Genomic DNA, 16,532 nt, shown 5'->3' on the forward strand with positions numbered 1-16,532 from the left:
AAGAATAAAAATATCTTCTTATGAAAAGATACATAATAGATGACTTTATAAGGAGATGAGGTTATGAAATCAATCTATTTGATTCAAGTAGCTAATAGTACTAATAAGGATTTAGTAGAATTGTTACTTATGATTAAAGATAAAAAAATATATAAAGATGAGATAATATATACCCTAGGAGATATTACAGGCGAATTAAGGCTTAAAGTTGAAAATAATTACAATAAAGTATTAAATATAGGTGATGTAGTAAATGTTAGTATAAAAGACAATAGTATAGTGAAGATAGATTTATCAAAATCTAGTTATAATTTAAATGATTTTATGAACTGTGTAAAAAGAGATGTAAAATTTATATTAGATGAATTAGAAGAAATGACAACTCAACAATTTAAATGTGAAGAGGTTATGTCTTTAGATAAATATTTTTTTTGTGATAAGAGTTTTATAAATATTTTTTCTCAAGGAATTGGAGGGTTAGAACACCATACATATATAGGTGGGCTTGCAGAACACACTCTTAATGTAACCTATTGGGCAAAGAAACTTGCATATAGGTATAATTGTAGATATAAGGAAATTGCTATATTAGCAGCAAAACTTCATGATATTGGAAAGATATATGAATATTCGTCAATTGGAAGATTTAAAACAACCATGAGAGGTGAAATGGAAGGTCATATAGTTATAGGTATAACTATGATAGAAGAAGCATTTAAAAATAACCCTGGATTTTATAGTGAGGACTTTAAAAATCGAATTAAAGGATGTATTGTTCAACATCATGGAAAACCGGAGTATGGATCTCCTAAAGGGCCAAATACAGAAGAGGCTTTTATAGTGCATTATGCAGATTATCTTGATGCTACTATGAATAAGGTATCAAAGGTAAAAGATAAAACAATACATGATACGTGGTCGGATTATGAAAAAAAGATAGAAACTAAATTATTTATATAAAACCATAAAGCTAATTACTTAGGTAGTTTGTTTTATGGTTTTATTTTCAAAATATATATTAAGATGTATATACAATGGTACGATAATTCAATCGAGTAAAAATATGGGGGGAATTATTATGGGGAAAAATGAACATAAAGAGAACTATAACAATTATATTACTAAAGTAAATAAATTAATGTTAATTGTATTCCTAAGTATTATGTTTGTTACAGTAGCAGGTTCAGTTCTACAAGTTTATAGGGGAGATAGAAGGATTGGATTTGCAATATATAATATATTAGTAGCAGGTATAGCCTATTTTATAGCCATATTCTTATATATGAAAAACTCATCAAATAACATAATGAGATGGGTTTTGGCTACAGGATTTTTATTAGTAGATACATATATATTACTCACATCATCCTGTGCATCTGCTTTTGCAGCTGGATTTCCATTTATACTAAGTTTAGTTTTATACTTGGATTTAAAATTAATAACTACTGTTGGTGGAATAAATTTAATATCTATACTAATATATGCATATATGCAGGTAAAGTTAGGAAATAGTGCTGAATTAAGTGGGATTTTAGGTACTACTATAATGTTTTTACCAACGCTTGTAATAGTTACACAATTTATTTCTAAAATGAATAAAGATATAAATAAAAATGTAGAAGAATTAAATGAAAATAGTAAGATACAACAAAAGATGTTAATAGATTTATCCAATGTATATAATGTAGTTAAAGAAAAATCTAATGAGCTTAGAGGAATTGTTTCTTTAATAGGTCAAAGCATAGAAATTGTAAATTCATCTATAGATGAAATAGCAATAGGGGCAACTAATACTAGCAAAGAAATTGAGAGTCAGACTAATTTAGTAAATAATATAAAGCATGAAATAACAGAGACTGAAAAGGTAACTACTGTTGTTAAACAATCCTCTGAGGAAGCTGATGAGGTAATAGACAATGGAATAAAAATTGTTCATGAATTATCTAAAAAAAGTGAATATATTATGAGCAAAAATAAAAAGGTTAGTGACATTATGAAGGAACTAGCTGAAAAATCATCTAATATTGCGGAAATAACTAATGTTATATCATCTATTTCAGAGCAAACTAATCTTCTAGCACTAAATGCCGCAATTGAAGCAGCTAGGGTTGGTGAAAGTGGAAAAGGATTTGCAGTGGTAGCAGATGAAATAAAGAAATTAGCAGCTGAGAGTAAAAATAACTCACTAGAGATAGGAAATATACTGAAGTCTCTAGAAGAAGATACTAATGTATCAGTTTTAGAGGTAGAAGAATTAGTTCATGCTAATGATGAACAACAACAATTGGTTAAAGATACAAATAAAGCATTTTCAACTATTCAGAAAAATGTATCTACAGTAAAAGAGGAAATGATAGGTGTGGTTTCTAAGGTATCTACAATTTTAGATAGCAGTGAAAAAATTCATGATAACATTACAAATCTATCGGGTATAGCCCAAGAAACCATGGCAAGTTCGGAAGAAACTTCAACCATATCTCATGAAAATCTAAATAATTCTAAGGAATTAGAAAATATAGCAGCAGTGTTAAATAGTTCAATAGAGGAAATAAGTAAGTACTTCAAATAAATAAAGTTTTTAGTCATTGGGATTAACATATTAAAAAATAATGCACTCTTCATTTTAAAGAGTGCATTATTTTTTATATTTTAGCTACAAGAACTTTCACCTATAGCTTTAGATATTACTCTAAAAGTTTTTCCAAAGAATGTTTTTTTGTAAGAAACAATACAATCTTCAAAAATATATTCTTCATCTTTATCAACTGCAAAAGTTATTCCATTAACAGTTTCTACATTATCATTTGATTTTTGTTCATCCAGAACAACGCTTAGGTTAGGGCCACCTCAACCAAAACCTGCAATAGCTAGTCTAACAACAGATTTGCCTTGTTTGCTTAAATTTTCTAAAAGTGCATCTTTAGTTTCGTTATCAAAAGTTATTTTCATTTTAATATCCTCCTTTTAATTTGCTTTTATTTAGTATACCATGTGGTTTTACATTTATGCTGATAAATATTTGATAAGCTTGGTATTTACTTCTTAAGATAAACTAGGGTAAAAATTATACTGTTTATATAATTTATAATACAATATTTATATAGAAAGATATGTGATTTAATCACATAAATAAGCTAAATTAAAAAATTTAGTATTATGATAAACTATATTGACATTACAGTTTATTTAAAGTAAAATAAAAATAGTAAAAATTTAATAAAGAATCCTTTTAAAAACGGTACAGAGATGCCGGCAAGGGAAGATAATATTTTGGTATGAATACATTTGTAATATGATAAAATTTACAATAATATATTCATATACAAAGTTGTATTTACAGATATTTATAGCTTTCCTTGTTGAGGAAAGCTTTTTTTTATTGAATTTTATAAGTAAATCTTAATACCTTTAAATTATCCCAGAGAGGCTAAAAAGGAGTGTTTTATATGTTAAAAGGAAGAAATTTAATCGAACCAATGGACCTTACTTTAGAAGAATTAGACGAAATATTTGACCTAGCAGATGAAATAATAAAAGATCCAAGAAAATTTATACATGCTTGTGATGGGTACTTGCTTACTACATTATTTTATGAGCCAAGTACTAGAACCAGATTTAGTTTTGAAGCTGCTATGAATAGATTAGGAGGAAGCGTAATCGGATTTTCAGAACCCAATGCTAGTTCAGTAGCTAAGGGAGAAAGTATTGCAGATACCATAAGAACTGTTGCATGCTATGCAGACATTGCTGTAATGAGACATCCTAAAGAAGGAGCACCACAGGTTGCAGCACAATATAGTGATATTCCCGTAGTAAATGCAGGGGATGGTGGACACCAACATCCAACTCAAACCTTAACTGATTTACTAACCATAAGAACTCTAAAGGGAAGACTAAATAATTTAACAATAGGTTGTTGTGGAGATTTAAAATTTGGAAGAACAGTACATTCGTTAATAAAAGCTTTAAGTAGATATGAAAACAACAAGTTCGTACTAATTTCACCTGAAGAATTAGAAATACCAGAGTATATAAAGAAAGAAGTCCTTAAAAAGAAAAATATAGAGTTTAAGCAAGTTAGAACTATGGAAGAAGCTATGAAGGAAATAGACATTTTATATATGACAAGGGTACAAAGAGAAAGATTTTTTAATGAAGAGGACTATATAAAACTTAAGGATACTTATATATTAGATAATGAGAAAATGAATCTTGCGAAAGAAGATATGATAGTACTTCACCCATTACCAAGAGTAAATGAGATAGCATATGAAGTAGATAGTGATAATAGAGCTGTGTACTTTAAGCAAGCTAAGTATGGAATGTATGTGAGAATGGCATTAATACTAAAACTATTAGGAATTTACTAAGGTATATAAGGAGGAAGTAATATGTTAACTATAAATAGTATAAAAAACGGATTAGTAATAGATCATATAAAAGCTGGAGAAGGAATAAAAATATTTAACTTCTTAAACTTAGATAAAGCTGATTTCACTGTAGCTCTTATAATGAATGCTAATAGTGATAAGTGTGGGAAAAAAGATATAATAAAAATAGAAACTAGAATAGATATTGATTTTGAAATATTAGGAGTAATAGATCCAAATATAACTATAGATATAATAGAAAATGAAGAAATTAAGGAAAAAATTAAGCTTACACTTCCTGAAAAGGTTGAAAATGTTATTAAATGTAAGAACCCTAGATGCGTTACATCTATAGAACCTAACATAAAGCATATACATTACTTAGTAGATGAAGAAACAAAAGAATATAGATGTCATTACTGTGATGATTTACAAAAGGTAACTTCATTATATTAATAGATAGGATTGGAGAATACTTATGGAAATTTGCATAAAGAATGGTACAGTAGTTGACTGGAGTGGAACTTTTGTTGGAGATGTCTATATAAAGGACGGAGTAATTTGTGAGCTAGGAAGAAATCTCATAAAGGATTGTAAAACTATAGATGCAACAGGAAAGATAGTAATGCCTGGCTTTGTAGATTTACATGTGCATTTTAGGGATCCGGGACTTACACATAAGGAAGATATACAATCAGGTTCTCATGCTGCAGTTAAAGGTGGATATGTAATGGTAAACCTTATGGCAAATACAAATCCAGTATGTAGCACTATGGATACAGTTAATTATGTTATAAATAGGGGTAAGGAAGTAGGACTTATAGATATTAATCAAGTTATATCTATAACTAATGAGTTTAGTGGATATGACATAAGCCATTTAGATAAGCTAAAAAAAGGTGATATAAAAGTAATATCAGAAGATGGAAAAGATGTTATGCACAGCGAAGTTATGTTAAATGCTATGATTAAGGCTAAAGAGAAGGATATAACTGTTATGTGCCATTGTGAGAATCATAATCTATCTGATATAGATATGAGACTGGCAGAAAATACTATGACTTGGAGAAATATAACTTTAGCAAAACATGCAGGGTGTAAAGTTCACTTTTCCCATGTAAGTACCAAAGAATCTATGGAATATATCATTAAAGCAAAGGAAAAAGGTCATAAAGTTACTTGTGAAGTATCTCCCCATCATATAGCTTTAATAAATGATGTAGAGTATAGAGTAAATCCACCTCTTAGAGAAAAGGAAGATATGGAATATTTAATCCAAGCTATAAAAGGTGGATATGTGGATAGCATTGCTACAGATCATGCACCTCATACTGAAGAGGATAAGAAAAAAGGAGCTCCAGGAATATCAGGAATAGAAACAGCCTTTGGAGTTTCTTATACAAAGCTTGTAAGGTCAGGTCATATAGATTTAAGTAAGCTAAGCGAAATCATGAGTAAGAGACCTAGTGAAATACTAGGAGTTAATAAGGGTCAAATAGATATAGGTTATGATGGAGATTTAGTAATACTAGATTTAGAAAAAGAATATGAGATACGTAAGGAAGAATTTTTATCAAAAGGTAAAAATACTCCATTTAATGGTATGAAAGTATATGGAGAAGTTATAACTACCATAAAAGGTGGTAAAGTTGTTTATAAAAAATAGAAAAGTGAGGGAGTATCATATGATTATAGATAGACTATTCGATATAATTGCAAAAAAAGGACATGTATGTGTGGGACTAGATACAGATATATCATATATACCAGAAAGTTTTATGAAGAAATTTGAAAACATAGGTGATGCAATTTTCGAATTTAATAAAGCTATAATAGATGAAACTATAGACCATGTAGCTTGCTATAAACCACAAATAGCATATTATGAAGCATATGGATTGGAAGGATTAAGAGCTTATTCTAATACATTAAAGTATATAAGGGAAAAGGGAGCAATATCTATAGGAGATATAAAAAGAGGCGATATTGCTAAAACGGCTGAAATGTATGCTAAAGCACATTTTGCAGGAGAATTTGAAGCTGATTTTATAACGCTAAGTCCATATATGGGATTAGATAGTATAGAGCCATACTTACCTTATATTGAAAATAGTGAAAAAGGAGTTTTTGTACTGATAAGAACTTCAAACAAGGGTAGCAAGGATATTCAATATATAGAAACTAAGTGTGGTAGAAAAGTATTTAATGTAGTAGGGGAAACTATAAATAATTTAGGTAAAAATTATATAGGTAAGTGTGGGTATAGTTCTATAGGTGGGGTTATAGGATGTACCCATGTAGATGAAGGTATAGAAATAAGAAATTCCTTAGACAGTACATTCTTTTTAATACCAGGATATGGTGCTCAAGGTGGAAAAGCAGAAGATGTAGCCCTTTATCTTAAGGATGGAAATGGAGGAGTTGTTAACTCTTCAAGGGGTATAATGCTTGCATATAAAGGAAAACTAGATGGTGAAGAAAACTTTGCTAAGTATGCAAAAGAAGAGGCAATTAGAATGAAAAATGAAATTCTAACAGCTATAGGAAATCTAAAAAAATAAATTATAACTACAGTTCATGCCATACAAATTTATTGTATGGCATTATATTAGAATAAATTATTAGGAGATTAGAATGAAAAAAGATAATTATGAATACAAAGTTTGTAAAGTAATAGAGAACAAAGAAGTTGCTAAAGGAATATTTAAATTATCTATAGAGGGTAAGTTTCAAGGAGAACCGGGACAGTTTTATATGCTAAGATCCTGGGAAAAGGAACCTATATTATGGAGACCTATTAGTATTCATAATATAACATCAAATTCTATAGAATTCCTATATCAACTAGTTGGAGAAGGAACAAAATTATTAAGTAATCTTATACAAGGACAAGAGGTTAAGGTTATGGGTCCATTAGGAAATGGCTTTGACGTAGAAGAGATAAAAGGCAAGGTTGCAGTAGTATCAGGAGGAATTGGGGTTGCTCCAATGAGATACCTGGTAGATAACATAAAGGATTCAGAAGTTCATATATTTGCTGGCTTTAGAGATGAAGTTTATGGGTTAGAAGAAATAAGTGAGTTAGATTTATCAGTAAAGGTGTCTACAGAAGATGGTAGTGTTGGACATAAAGGATATGTAACGGAACTATTTAATCCTAAAGATTATGACTTAGTTTTATGCTGTGGACCAGAGATTATGATGTATAGAGTAATTGATATGTGCAAGGAAGTGGGTACAAAGATATATGTATCAGAAGAAAAGAAGATGGCTTGTGGAGTAGGAGCTTGTCTTGGTTGTACATGTAAAACAGTTAGTGGAAATAAAAGAACATGTAAAGATGGTCCTGTATTTAATGGATTAGATTTAGAGTTTTAAAGGAGAAATTATGCTTAAGGTAAATATTTGTAATAAGGAATTCAAGAATCCAATAATGACAGCATCAGGTACTTTTGGCTTTGGTGAAGAGTATAGTAAGTTTTATGATATAGCAAAACTTGGAGGATTTTGTAGTAAGGGCTTAACCTTAAATCCAAGACAAGGTAATGATGGTGTAAGAATCAAAGAAACAACAGGTGGAATGCTTAATAGTGTAGGGCTTCAAAACCCAGGAGTAGAAAACTTTATAAAAGATCAACTTCCAAAGATGAAAGAATATAACACTAATATAATAGCTAATGTTGGTGGAGCTACAGTAGAAGAATATATAAGTATAATCGAGAAGTTAAACCAGGTTGATGTAGACATCATAGAACTTAACATTTCATGCCCCAATGTAAAACATGGTGGTATGGCTCTAGGAATAAAATCAAAGGTTGCCTATGAGGCAGTAAAAGAAGTGAAGAAGGTATGTAAAAAACCATTGATGGTGAAGTTATCTCCTAATGCAGAAAATATAGTAGAGATGGCGCTTAGTTGTGAAGAAGCGGGAGCTGATGCACTATCATTAATAAATACTTTTCAAGGAATGTCTATAGACTACAAAAAACGAAAGGCTGTATTTGATAATATCTATGCAGGATTCTCGGGACCAGCAGTAAAGCCTATGGCTTTAAGAATGGTTCATCAAGTGTGTAAGGCATGTAAGGTTCCAGTAGTTGGCCTTGGCGGTATTACAAATTGGGAAGATGCTATAGAGTTTATAATGTCAGGAGCTACAGGGATCCAAATAGGTACAGCTAATTTTATAAATCCTTTTGCACCATTAGAAATTATAAAAGGAATAGAAGACTTTTTAATAAAAGAAAATATTAAAGATATTAGTGAAATTAGAGGAATAGTATAGGAGGAAAATATTATGGAAAATAAAATTGTAGATATATTAGTTCAGTGTGAGGCATTATTAGAAGGGCATTTCTTGCTATCATCAGGTAAACATAGTAATAGATACTGTCAATGTGCAAAATTACTACAGTATCCAGATAAGGCAGCTCAAGTATTGGAAGTAGTTGCAAACAAGGTTAAAGATTTAGATGTTGATATGTTAGTAGGTCCTGCTATGGGAGGAATAATAGTTGCTTATGAGCTAGCAAGACAACTAGGAAAGCCAGGGATATTTACTGAAAGAAAAGACGGTGTAATGACATTAACAAGAGGCTTTGAAATTAAGCAAGGACAAAGAGTTTTAATTACAGAAGACGTAGTTACAACAGGAAAATCTACTATGGAAGTTGTAGAAGTGCTAAGAGGTTTAGGTGCAGAAGTTGTAGGTGTATGTTGTATAGTCGATAGGAGAGTTGAAAATTGTGCTTTAACTCTTCCGGTTTATAGTGCATGTAAATTGGAAATAGAAAGCTTTGATAAGGAAGAATGCCCACTATGTAAAAAGGATATACCTTATATAAAACCGGGTAGCAGAAACATTAAATAATCGAATAATTAACCAAGTTGTAATAAAGTTCACCTTACTTATAGATTTTATATAGGGAGGTGAATTTTTTTATAAGAGATGGTGCAAATAAATTTTATGTTATAACTAATGATTATAGTCATAAATTATATAATAGGATAATATTATATATCATTAATTAACAACTGGTGTAAGGAGAATGTAAATATGATTAATGATGTTCCTAGTATTATATATGATAAAAATAAAAATCCTCTTAGAGTTATAAAATCATCAAGAGTATTCTTTAAGAAACATGGAAGAGTTGGATATGTATTTCATGTTGAAAGGGAGGAAAGAATAACAAGTATAAGTGAATTTGACTTAGTTGAAAACAATGGGAATTTTGTTGTTACGAAAGATATATTTGAGAATTCAGATATGATGTAAAAGGTGGAGATATAATTTAGAATAGGAATATACTTATGCTTATAAGCCAAACTATATATAGTTATTTATTATTAATTCTATAGATTATAGAAACTAAATTAATATAATTATATATAGGAGGATATAAAATGAAAGGAAAAATAAATGATATATTATTATTTATTGTAGTATTATTAATTATAGTAACGGTGGTATTAATGGGATGTAATAGTAATAGTAAAAAAAGTGATACTGTGGGAGCCGGTCCTACTGTTGAAGATATGAGTGATGAGCCTATAGATAAAGAAGTAGAAATTAGAAATGCTATATCCACCTGTGAGAGAATTATGGCAGACATTGAAGAAGTTCCAGAAATACAATCATCAGTAACCTATATAAACCATGAATCTGTATTAGTTGCATTAAAGTTAAAGGATAACTACAATAATATATCTCCGGAACTACGAATGGAAGTTGAAAAAAAAGTTAAGGACATCTATTCTAATGCCAAAACCATAGCTATAAGTGATGACGAATATGTATATGAGTCAATAGCCAAATTGTTGAAGTCTTTTAAGGAGAATAAGCCATTAGAAGAATTTAAAAAAGATTTAGAAGAGATAATAGAGAATATGTAATAAACATTTTAAAAAGTCCAAGGTTGAATTTTAATAACCTTGGACTTGTATTTTTATATATCTTATATTTTACTTATTAAACATATAGATTGAGAGGAAATTCCTTCTTCAATACCAGTAAAACCAAGACCTTCTTCAGTAGTAGCCTTTACATTAATTTGATCTATAGAAATTCTTAATGCTTCACTAATATTTTCTCTCATGGATGTAATATAAGGAGACATTTTAGGACGCTGTGCAATTATTGTTGCATCTATGTTTTCTATTTTATAATTATTTTTACTTAATAACTCTCTAACTTCATTAAGAAGTTTAATACTAGAAATGCCTTTAAATTCAGCATCTGTATCAGGAAAGTGCTTTCCTATATCACCAAGTGCTGCAGCACCTAATAAACTATCCATAATTGCATGAATAAGAACATCAGCATCTGAATGACCTAAAAGCCCAAGTGTATGTGGTATTTTAACTCCACCAATAATTAAATCTCTATTAGGAATTAACTTATGTACATCATATCCTAAACCAATTCGCATATATAAACCTCCAATAAATAATAAATAATATATCAACTTAAGTTTAACACAGTTTAATCATTAGTATCTATTAGAAAGATAAAAAAGTTTAAGTGTGTAACATCTAATTTCCCGAGTAAAGATGTATAATTAAAAAGTTATAAACATGTTATTCACATTAGTGTGGATAATGTTGATAAAATTTCACGTGTTTATAAGGTATATATGGAGTCTAGAAGAGAAATTATAGAATTATAAGATGAAAATCTATGTATTAACATTGAATTCACTAAGTTATAAACAGGATACCTGTGGATAATGTTAATAATATGGACAAGTTGATAATTTAACAGTATATAAAATTATATTATGAAGTATCGACAAAGTTTTATTAACAATGTATGTTAATAAAATAATATGTAGAAATTTAGTATTGAAAATATTACAAAATATGATATAATTTTATATGGATTTATAAAGAGTAGAAATACTCTTAATATTTTGTATCAACTATGTAAATGTATACAAAAGGTTATATACTATTTGGTATATCATTTACTAAGTATTAAATTTATTTGGAAATATGGAGGATTTAAAATGAAAAGAATAATTGCATTAGTATTAACAGCAACAATAGGTTTAGCATTAGTAGGATGTGGAACAAAAACTAATACTTCAGAGGATTCATCAGCTAAAACTACTGAGCAAGCTTCTACTGAAGATAGTAAAGAAAAAGAAAGCACAGAAGTACCAGAGGTTACTTATGAAAGCTTTGAATCACTATTAAATAGTTTTGCTAACAAAGAATATTATTATAATGAAGCAAACACTTTAAAATTACTTACTGATGAAGATGAAGCTGCATATGTAAAAAAGGCAGAAACTGCTCTTGATAAAGTATTAACTGATGAAAAAATAGACAAATCAAAGGCAAAAATATATCAATATTACAGAAATGTAAACGGTAAAAAAGATCAAGTTGCATATGTAATTACTTATGGAGATAATAATACTGCAGAGAAAATATATGAAGTTTATTCAGATGTATCTGATGATTTTGAAATAACTTTTAAAGAAGTGAAAGAAAATAGTGACATAATTGCGCATAAACAGTTTGCAGAATTATTTAAAGGTGAATTTTAATTAAAATAAAAAATAAAAAAGAAGGAGATAGAATAAATATCTTCTTCTTTTTTATTTTTTTACTTATATTTGAGTTTCAATTTAAATAGTACCTATTGAATCTTTAGTAAGATTAATGATTGTGGACATTTCTTCAGAGCTTAGATAACGCCATTTCCCCGTAGGAAGATTACTTAAGGACACATTCATAATTCTAATACGTTTAAGACTAGTTACTTTGAATCCTAAGTATTCGCACATTCTTCTAATTTGTCTATTTAGACCTTGGGTTAAAATTATATTAAAAGTACATTTGCCAATTTTTCTAACTTTGCATTGCTTTGTCACAGTACCAAGTATAGGAATTCCATTTTCCATTGAATTAATAAATTCTTTTGTAATAGGTTTATCAACGGAAACTACATATTCTTTTTCATGATTATTTCCTGCACGTAATATTTTATTTACCATATCTCCATCATTAGTTAAAAATATTAATCCCTCAGAGGGTTTATCGAGACGTCCTATAGGGAATATTCTCTCGTGATAGTCAACAAAGTCAATTATATTTCCCTTAACATGAGTTTCTGTTGTGCAAGTAATCCCTACAGGTTTATTAAGGGCTATATATACTTTATTTGACTTAGGTTTAATAGTTTTTCCATCAACTACTACAGTATCAGTAGGACTAACTCTTGTTCCAAGGGTAGCTAAGATACCATTTACATATACTTTACCAGATTCAATAAACTTATCTGCTTCTCTTCTGGAACAAATTCCACTTTCGCTTATGTACTTATTAAGTCTAAGTAAGTTTTTATTATCCATATAGTTATATCACCACCTAGCATAAGACTTAATGAATGTTAGTTATTATATAATTACTTACATTCACTTTAAATTTATTGTATAATTATAGCATAATATCAATGTTATTAGTATTATACAATATAATAGATATTATATAAATAAAATTTTAGAGGATATGGGGGGAACTATGAATAATAAAGTAGTAAAGAAGATTTCTAGTATTTTAATAGTAATTATAATGTGTATGACACCATTGGCATTAACTGGTAGTGCCTTTGCAGCAGTAAATATACAGGATTTAAACCATCAAATAAATATACCAACAAATAAAACTTGGACAATAAAGCTTAGTAATAGACTACATACAAACTTAATAAATAACCTTAGTACTTATGTAAAAGTTTTTTCACCTAATGGTGGTGAATTAAAGGTAGGTTTAAGCTACAATGCAACTAACAAGGCTATAAAAATAACACCGCCTTCTGGAGGATATAGTACAAGCACTACCTATAGTATAATTGTAAAATCTGGCTTATATGATAGTGAAGGAAAATATATTGAATTACCTGCAGTAAAGGAATTTTCTACAGTGCCATCAAACCATAATGTATCCACATTAGGTACAATGTCTACTTATTCAGTAGGAACTACAGTAGATAATTTTGCAAATATCCAATATAATAAGAAACCACCAATATTTAGAGCTTTATATTCTGGAGATGCAAGAAAAACAGATATAGCACAGTATTTAGAACCAAGCAGATATAAAAATGATAAAAATGGTATATATATGTTTATGAAACTAAACTTCATACAAGATATAAGTGTAAGTACGCTAAATAATGTATTAGTGGGTAAAGGTACATTATCTAGTATGGGACAAGCATTTTACGATGCTTGTAAAACCAATAATGTAAATCAAGCCTATGCAGTGGCACATGCACTATTAGAGACTGGAAATGGTACATCTACCTTGGCAAAAGGAGTAGACTATAAAAAAGAAGATGGAACTACCGTTAAGGTTTATAATTTCTTTGGAATTTGTGCCTTTGATAATTCACCAGTAAGCTCTGGAGCAGAATCAGCCTATAAAAATGGGTGGACTTCACCAGAAGCAGCTATTAAAGGTGGTATTAAATGGATTGCTGAAAATTATATACATTCAGATAAAAATGCAAAGAACCCTAGACCAGCTCAAGATACTATATATGAAATGAGATGGAATGTTCACAATTACAGTAGTCCATGGCATCAATACGCTACAGATATTGTATGGTCATATAAACAAGTAACTAATATTAAATTAATAATGGACAAGCATTCTAATGTTAAACCACAATTTGAAATACCGGTGTATAAATAATAAGTATAGTATAAAACCCTAGTCATAAATTGACTAGGGTTTTAAAATTATAAAATCAATATATTAGTCAATATTAAGATCATTATCATTTCTATTAATTATAACTTTATAATTATATTTTCCAGCATATTTTTTAAAATTATCAAAATTAAGAGGCTCTCTTTTGTTATCCTTAGTTATATATATATATATACTGCCAGGTGAATATTCATCACACTTCGGGATTAATTCCTCTTTTAATGCTGAGTCAAATAAAAGATTTAAGCCTAAATTTAGTTCGTTTCCTTTTAGTGAACTTAAACTTTCCAATCCTAAAGTAGACCCACTAGAATCTGTAATTTTAACTATCTTGTTTCTATTTATACCTATTTTGATATTGGAATCTAAAGAGAGGATTATATTAGCTCTAGGTGAAAAGAAGATAAAATAAATACAACTTAATACTAATGCACAAATAGATATTAGTATTATAAATACTTTTATAAGATTTGACCTATCTACATATACAGTACCATCATAAATATTACCTTTAATAGGAGCTTTATCATTTCTCTCTAATGTAACAAATTCTTTATTATTTGTTACTATATAAACTTTATCATCATCAAAATTAATTACTTTACCAGATTTTCGCATATAAATACCTTTCACTAATTAAATTTATTTACAACATAAGTATATTTTACAATACAATTTTAAAATATAAAAGCAAAAGTAATCATCATCATAAGAAAATATTTTATTACAAAAAAATATTATATTAGCTAATATTTGCAAAAAAAGTGTTTGAATATTCAGTATACCGGGAGTATAATTTATACTAATAGATAAAAAAGGAGAATTATTAAGACCTTGGGGGAGAGTTAATATGAATAAAAAAAGGATATTATTATTAAGTATAATAATGGGATTTTTAATAATTGCAATTGGTAATTATTTAAACAACTACAATTTATTGAAACAGCCACCGTCGGAAAAATGGAGTAAGGAAGTAAAAATTGGAAGTGGGTTAGGAAAGAATACACCAGTAATCATAAAAGAAGAAAATCGTTTATTAGTAGCATATGAGGACACTAAAAAGATTAAAGTATGTGAAACAGATTTAAATGGAAAAGAAATTAAAACTAAAGAATATGCTGTAGAAGAAGAATTACTTAAGAATTTAATATTTACCAAAACTGATAAAGGATATACTTTGATTTATAATTCTAATAAATTAAGCATAGATTATTTAGAAAAGTTAGTTTTAGATGAAGAGTTAAATTTGGTGAAAAGAGAAATAGAAGAAGGAATTACATTTACTGAACAAATTGATAGTAAAAATATAGTTTTAGCCTATAAAGATAAAATTAAGTTAGTAAACACAGTATCAAATGAAAATATAGAAGTGCCAGTAGAAAACTTAAGTATGCTTACTGCTAATAAAAGTAAAGATGAACTTTTAATATGTTACTTAGAAAAGGAGAAATTATTTAAAGGATTTACAGTTAAAGGTGGAAAGGTATCAAAGCCATTTCTTATCAAGGAGATGATTAAAACTGACAAAATTACTTATGGAGCAATGTCATTGTCTTCAGATGCAGAAAATGGATATTTGCTTGTAGAGAAATATGATAGAAATGAATACTTTGCTACAGAAGTAATGGAGTTTCCTATAAGTGGAGGAGAGGGCCAGGTTAGTAAGCTTGCGGTTGATAAATCCAGTTACGTTATAAATACTAAAGGAGCCTATTCAGAAAATGGTGCAAGATTTTATGCCACCATGGGAGTGCCTTTTGGTAAAAAGGAATTTCAAAAAGCTATAGTTTCTTTTGAAATAAAAAATGGTGAAGTTTCAAGTTCAGAGAAGATAACTAGACTAAGAGAATTATGTATTCATCCATATAATGATGAAGAATATATAGCATTTCTTAGTTTTGAGAAGGATGGATTATATAGTGTTAATATAGCATCTAGTAATGAGAGGTTTAAGGATGCAAATAATGGACCTCGTAGAGATGAGAGATTGAGATCTCTTGGGTATGTAGTAGAAGGTTTTATGTATAGTGTATCTTATATTATAATAATAGGATTTAGATGGATAGTTCCTGGTTTAGTTATAGCAGGAGCAGTATCTTTTATGGATTACAAATTTGATGATAAAAAGAAAAGGTATATGTATATCATACTAGCTACTATTGTTGTAGTAATGAAAATATGTACTATAAATAAAGCTTTTTATGTGCAATATTCACATATGTTACCTACTATTTTAGCTCCATCATTTGTAGGAATATTGATAAACTCCTTAATTGGACTAGTTGTATATGGATATGGATATATGGTCTATACAGATGATTTTGAGAGCATATTTCTAGGTAAGTTTAGTATATTCATGTTAATTGATGCATTGTTTACATTAATGATATTTGTACCTCTTATAATATAATAATAAAGTTTAATTAGAATTTAAAAAGA

The 16,532-nt window shown here is 28.7% G+C and carries 17 protein-coding genes; 14 read left to right on the forward strand and 3 right to left on the reverse strand.

Annotated features, from left to right (window positions below):
* Window positions 1-63 precede the first annotated feature (63 nt).
* The 11 genes from B3B03_RS12615 (at window position 64) to B3B03_RS12665 (ending at window position 10,265) form a co-directional block, all read left to right on the forward strand.
* A complete protein-coding gene (locus B3B03_RS12615; protein WP_346877488.1) occupies window positions 64-960 on the forward strand; it encodes an HD domain-containing protein in 897 nt (298 codons plus the stop codon).
* 118 nt (window positions 961-1,078) lie between these two features.
* Window positions 1,079-2,569, forward strand: coding sequence for a methyl-accepting chemotaxis protein (locus B3B03_RS12620; protein WP_346877489.1), 1,491 nt, complete (start codon window positions 1,079-1,081; stop codon window positions 2,567-2,569).
* 877 nt (window positions 2,570-3,446) lie between these two features.
* Complete coding sequence (pyrB, locus tag B3B03_RS12625) at window positions 3,447-4,370, forward strand: aspartate carbamoyltransferase (RefSeq protein WP_035130807.1); 924 nt, start codon at window positions 3,447-3,449, stop codon at window positions 4,368-4,370.
* A 21-nt stretch (window positions 4,371-4,391) separates the two neighbouring features.
* The gene (locus B3B03_RS12630) at window positions 4,392-4,826 is read left to right on the forward strand and encodes an aspartate carbamoyltransferase regulatory subunit (protein WP_150846193.1); all 435 of its coding nucleotides are present in this window, start codon (window positions 4,392-4,394) and stop codon (window positions 4,824-4,826) included.
* A 22-nt stretch (window positions 4,827-4,848) separates the two neighbouring features.
* Entirely contained in the window at window positions 4,849-6,036 is a 1,188-nt protein-coding gene (locus B3B03_RS12635; protein WP_346877490.1) for a dihydroorotase, read from the forward strand.
* A gap of 19 nt (window positions 6,037-6,055) precedes the next feature.
* Window positions 6,056-6,931 (forward strand): orotidine-5'-phosphate decarboxylase, encoded by an 876-nt coding sequence (pyrF, locus tag B3B03_RS12640; RefSeq protein ID WP_346877491.1) that lies wholly within the window; start codon window positions 6,056-6,058, stop codon window positions 6,929-6,931.
* Between the two features lie 73 nt (window positions 6,932-7,004).
* Window positions 7,005-7,748 (forward strand): dihydroorotate dehydrogenase electron transfer subunit, encoded by a 744-nt coding sequence (locus tag B3B03_RS12645; RefSeq protein WP_346846927.1) that lies wholly within the window; start codon window positions 7,005-7,007, stop codon window positions 7,746-7,748.
* 10 nt (window positions 7,749-7,758) lie between these two features.
* Window positions 7,759-8,655: a dihydroorotate dehydrogenase gene (locus B3B03_RS12650; protein WP_346877492.1), complete on the forward strand. Its 897-nt coding sequence runs from the start codon at window positions 7,759-7,761 to the stop codon at window positions 8,653-8,655.
* Between the two features lie 12 nt (window positions 8,656-8,667).
* Window positions 8,668-9,240: an orotate phosphoribosyltransferase gene (gene pyrE, locus B3B03_RS12655; RefSeq protein ID WP_035130817.1), complete on the forward strand. Its 573-nt coding sequence runs from the start codon at window positions 8,668-8,670 to the stop codon at window positions 9,238-9,240.
* Between the two features lie 186 nt (window positions 9,241-9,426).
* Window positions 9,427-9,648 carry a hypothetical protein gene (locus B3B03_RS12660; protein ID WP_346846929.1) on the forward strand — a complete coding sequence of 74 codons (222 nt, stop codon included), beginning with the start codon at window positions 9,427-9,429 and terminating at the stop codon, window positions 9,646-9,648.
* 128 nt (window positions 9,649-9,776) lie between these two features.
* Window positions 9,777-10,265, forward strand: a complete 489-nt coding sequence (locus tag B3B03_RS12665) for a YhcN/YlaJ family sporulation lipoprotein (RefSeq protein WP_346877493.1) — start codon at window positions 9,777-9,779, stop codon at window positions 10,263-10,265.
* Between the two features lie 62 nt (window positions 10,266-10,327).
* Here B3B03_RS12665 and ispF read toward each other — a convergent pair whose 3' ends face one another.
* Window positions 10,328-10,801 (reverse strand): 2-C-methyl-D-erythritol 2,4-cyclodiphosphate synthase, encoded by a 474-nt coding sequence (gene ispF, locus B3B03_RS12670; RefSeq protein WP_346846931.1) that lies wholly within the window; start codon window positions 10,799-10,801, stop codon window positions 10,328-10,330.
* 576 nt (window positions 10,802-11,377) lie between these two features.
* Between ispF and B3B03_RS12675 the strand changes: the two genes are divergently transcribed.
* Entirely contained in the window at window positions 11,378-11,923 is a 546-nt protein-coding gene (locus B3B03_RS12675; protein ID WP_346846932.1) for a hypothetical protein, read from the forward strand.
* Window positions 11,924-12,004: 81 nt separating this feature from the next.
* Here B3B03_RS12675 and rluF read toward each other — a convergent pair whose 3' ends face one another.
* Window positions 12,005-12,730: a 23S rRNA pseudouridine(2604) synthase RluF gene (rluF, locus tag B3B03_RS12680; protein WP_346846933.1), complete on the reverse strand. Its 726-nt coding sequence runs from the start codon at window positions 12,728-12,730 to the stop codon at window positions 12,005-12,007.
* Window positions 12,731-12,899: 169 nt separating this feature from the next.
* Between rluF and B3B03_RS12685 the strand changes: the two genes are divergently transcribed.
* Window positions 12,900-14,075 carry an N-acetylglucosaminidase gene (locus tag B3B03_RS12685; protein ID WP_346846934.1) on the forward strand — a complete coding sequence of 392 codons (1,176 nt, stop codon included), beginning with the start codon at window positions 12,900-12,902 and terminating at the stop codon, window positions 14,073-14,075.
* Between the two features lie 63 nt (window positions 14,076-14,138).
* Here the strand turns inward: B3B03_RS12685 and B3B03_RS12690 are convergent, their stop codons facing one another.
* Entirely contained in the window at window positions 14,139-14,711 is a 573-nt protein-coding gene (locus B3B03_RS12690; RefSeq protein WP_346846935.1) for a hypothetical protein, read from the reverse strand.
* Window positions 14,712-14,943: 232 nt separating this feature from the next.
* On the opposite strand from B3B03_RS12690, the gene B3B03_RS12695 reads away from it, so the two are divergent.
* Window positions 14,944-16,503 (forward strand): hypothetical protein, encoded by a 1,560-nt coding sequence (locus B3B03_RS12695; RefSeq protein WP_346877494.1) that lies wholly within the window; start codon window positions 14,944-14,946, stop codon window positions 16,501-16,503.
* Window positions 16,504-16,532: the final 29 nt, after the last annotated feature.

The organism is Clostridium sp. UBA5712 (assembly GCF_002419845.1).
GTDB lineage: Bacteria > Bacillota > Clostridia > Clostridiales > Clostridiaceae > Clostridium_J > Clostridium_J sulfidigenes.

Bases quoted from the DNA above. Each gene is read 5' to 3' on its own strand.
- B3B03_RS12615 (WP_346877488.1), top strand. From the start codon at position 64: ATGAAATCAATCTATTTGATTCAAGTAGCTAATAGTACTAATAAGGAT.
- B3B03_RS12620 (WP_346877489.1), top strand. From the start codon at position 1,079: ATGGGGAAAAATGAACATAAAGAGAACTATAACAATTATATTACTAAA.
- pyrB (WP_035130807.1), top strand. From the start codon at position 3,447: ATGTTAAAAGGAAGAAATTTAATCGAACCAATGGACCTTACTTTAGAA.
- B3B03_RS12630 (WP_150846193.1), top strand. From the start codon at position 4,392: ATGTTAACTATAAATAGTATAAAAAACGGATTAGTAATAGATCATATA.
- B3B03_RS12635 (WP_346877490.1), top strand. From the start codon at position 4,849: ATGGAAATTTGCATAAAGAATGGTACAGTAGTTGACTGGAGTGGAACT.
- pyrF (WP_346877491.1), top strand. From the start codon at position 6,056: ATGATTATAGATAGACTATTCGATATAATTGCAAAAAAAGGACATGTA.
- B3B03_RS12645 (WP_346846927.1), top strand. From the start codon at position 7,005: ATGAAAAAAGATAATTATGAATACAAAGTTTGTAAAGTAATAGAGAAC.
- B3B03_RS12650 (WP_346877492.1), top strand. From the start codon at position 7,759: ATGCTTAAGGTAAATATTTGTAATAAGGAATTCAAGAATCCAATAATG.
- pyrE (WP_035130817.1), top strand. From the start codon at position 8,668: ATGGAAAATAAAATTGTAGATATATTAGTTCAGTGTGAGGCATTATTA.
- B3B03_RS12660 (WP_346846929.1), top strand. From the start codon at position 9,427: ATGATTAATGATGTTCCTAGTATTATATATGATAAAAATAAAAATCCT.
- B3B03_RS12665 (WP_346877493.1), top strand. From the start codon at position 9,777: ATGAAAGGAAAAATAAATGATATATTATTATTTATTGTAGTATTATTA.
- ispF (WP_346846931.1), bottom strand. From the start codon at position 10,801: ATGCGAATTGGTTTAGGATATGATGTACATAAGTTAATTCCTAATAGA.
- B3B03_RS12675 (WP_346846932.1), top strand. From the start codon at position 11,378: ATGAAAAGAATAATTGCATTAGTATTAACAGCAACAATAGGTTTAGCA.
- rluF (WP_346846933.1), bottom strand. From the start codon at position 12,730: ATGGATAATAAAAACTTACTTAGACTTAATAAGTACATAAGCGAAAGT.
- B3B03_RS12685 (WP_346846934.1), top strand. From the start codon at position 12,900: ATGAATAATAAAGTAGTAAAGAAGATTTCTAGTATTTTAATAGTAATT.
- B3B03_RS12690 (WP_346846935.1), bottom strand. From the start codon at position 14,711: ATGCGAAAATCTGGTAAAGTAATTAATTTTGATGATGATAAAGTTTAT.
- B3B03_RS12695 (WP_346877494.1), top strand. From the start codon at position 14,944: ATGAATAAAAAAAGGATATTATTATTAAGTATAATAATGGGATTTTTA.